This is a genomic window from Lawsonibacter hominis, from assembly GCF_014287895.1.
Lineage (GTDB): Bacteria > Bacillota > Clostridia > Oscillospirales > Oscillospiraceae > Lawsonibacter_A > Lawsonibacter_A hominis.
The window spans coordinates 1-2,328 of the sequence record NZ_JACOPP010000052.1 but is presented as its reverse complement, the minus strand read 5'-3'; the positions used below and the strand labels follow the sequence as shown (position 1 = coordinate 2,328).

General features: G+C 53.0%; 3 protein-coding genes. All 3 read left to right on the top strand.

What is annotated here, in order from left to right; genetic code table 11:
• Positions 1 to 70: 70 nt before the first annotated feature.
• From H8S57_RS17750 to H8S57_RS16360, 3 genes are read left to right on the top strand one after another with little or no spacing between them, the layout of a single operon-like run.
• Positions 71 to 202, top strand: coding sequence for a hypothetical protein (locus tag H8S57_RS17750; protein WP_256413652.1), 132 nt, complete (start codon positions 71 to 73; stop codon positions 200 to 202).
• 50 nt (positions 203 to 252) lie between these two features.
• Complete coding sequence (locus H8S57_RS16365) at positions 253 to 1,011, top strand: hypothetical protein (RefSeq protein WP_186909034.1); 759 nt, start codon at positions 253 to 255, stop codon at positions 1,009 to 1,011.
• Between the two features lie 11 nt (positions 1,012 to 1,022).
• On the top strand, positions 1,023 to 1,622 hold the full coding sequence (locus tag H8S57_RS16360) for a lytic transglycosylase domain-containing protein (protein ID WP_186909033.1): 600 nt from the start codon (positions 1,023 to 1,025) through the stop codon (positions 1,620 to 1,622).
• The last annotated feature ends 706 nt before the right edge of the window (positions 1,623 to 2,328 follow it).

Sequence of the window (2,328 nt, the reverse complement as noted above, 5' to 3'; positions counted from 1 at the left end):
TCCCGATCCAGTCGTTTTGGAAGCTGCTGGAGATGGCTGGCCTGGAGGTCAGGCGGAAGGAGGCCGCATCATGAGCCAAACCCGAAATGAGCGCCGCAGGGCGCGAGGACGGGCCAAGGCGGGGCTTTTGGCTGCGGCCCTGTGTCTCGTACCGCTGTGTGTTCCGGGGCTTATATGCAGGGCGCTGGAGGCGGTGGGGTAGTGATGGACAAGCAATGCATTGTCTGCTTCAGCGGAGGTCACTCATCCGCTTTGGCGGCCATCGAAACCGTACGGCGGTACGGAAAAGAGCGTGTTGTGCTGCTAAATCATGACATCTCGCCCCATGTGGAGCATGAGGACATCAAACGGTTTAAGCGGGAGGTCGCAGACTACTTGGGCCTGCCCATTACATACGCGAATATGGAGGGCTGGGAGACAACACCGCCCATTTCTGTAGCCATCAAATGTAAAGGCTTTAAGGCATATAACAGCCCAGCCTTTTGCACCTCCAGACTAAAAACTGAGCCCTTTTATAAATGGCTTGAGGCGAACGGAACGCGAGGTGATCTGGTGGTCTATGGATTCGACGCCGAGGAAACGCAGCGCATGTATAGACGATCGACAATAATGACCGCAATGGGTTACAAAGCCGTGTTCCCGCTTGCCGAATGGGATCGCACTATCCACAGAACAGAAGAAATAGGGATTGCCCGCCCGTCCACATATCAGACCTACAAACACGCAAATTGTATCGGGTGCCTAAAGGCAGGCCGCCAGCATTGGTATTGTGTGTTTTGCCTCCGACCGGATATCTGGCAGGAGGCGAAGGAGGCGGAGGATACCATCGGCTACACCATCATCAAGGGGGTTCGACTGGTGGACTTGGAGCCAAAGTTTTTGGAGATGCGGTACAAGTTGCACATCATCCCAACGGATAAGACCAACAGCGCCAGATTTTGGGCGGATGTGAGAAAGGCTATCCCAGACGACGAACCGGAGAACCTGCCCTGTGACTGCGCAGTAGATTAGGAGGCCACATGATGGACAAGCTGCTCAAGGTAACCGTCATCACGTGGGCGGCATTCTTGATCCTTCTGGCAGGCATGCTGCTGACCACGCAGGCCGCCGAGCCGGAGCCCTTCTCGGCGGCACCGGTCAAGGTGGACAGGCCGGAACCAAGCGCGGTAGTCGGCGAAGACCCAGATGAGGATGCCCTGATTACCGCCGCGCTGGAGGCGCAGGGATACTTCCGGGCGGACGTACCGCTGGAGTACGAGCTGCAGGATGTATTACATAGCGCCTGCGAGGAGTTCGGCGTTGAGTATTCTCTTATGTTGGCTCTGATTGAGCAAGAGACACTGTTCCAGAATATAACTGGAGATGGCGGCGATAGCGTAGGATACTGTCAAATCCAGAAGAAGTGGTGGCACGGCCTGATGGATGATATCGGCGCAAAGGATCTGAAAGACCCGCAGGATAATTTCAGAACCGGGTGCGCTATCCTTGCCGAGCTAATTGATAAATACGGCAATGCGGAGGATGCGCTTTCCGCTTATAACACAGGCAATGGCGGGAAAACACGGTACGCTCAAGAAGTCATGGCGCGATATGCTGCATGGATGGAGAGAACCAATGTTTAAAGACATGACCGGCCAGCGATACGGGAGACTGGTAGCAATTGAACCAACCGATAAACGCAGGAATGGAATCGTAATTTGGCGCTTCCGCTGTGACTGTGGGAAAATTGTCGAGCGTGTAGGTTCCGATGTCCGTAGAGGAGATACGCAGTCATGTGGATGCTTGTTCCATGAACTGGCATCAGAACGTGGAAAGACAATCGGAAGAACGCACGGAGGTTATTACGATAGGCTTCATCGCGTCTGGACTGATATGCTTACGCGATGTAGGAACCCAAACCATTCAGAGTTCCATCGATACGGAGGACGCGGTATAAAAGTTTGCGAGGCGTGGGAGCAGTCATATCAGGCGTTCAAGGATTGGGCGTATTTACACGGCTATGACGATTCTGCTCCCCGTGGGGCTTGTACGATTGATCGAATTGATGTCAATGCGGGCTATTCCCCTGAAAATTGTCGATTTATCTCTATACAAGAGCAGAGCAAAAACCTATCAACTAATCGCAATATTACCATTGGCCCGGATACAAAATGTATCTCTGATTGGGCAAAAGTCATTGGGGTTTCGCCTGGAGCAATTTATGGAGCAGAACGGTTTCGTGGTATTTCGCCAGAGAACTATATTCGGTATCGCTTAAAGCATATAGGGGAACGGTACGTGAAAACAAACGCCGTCCTGGAGGCGGCGGGGAAATGGCAATAAAAATCG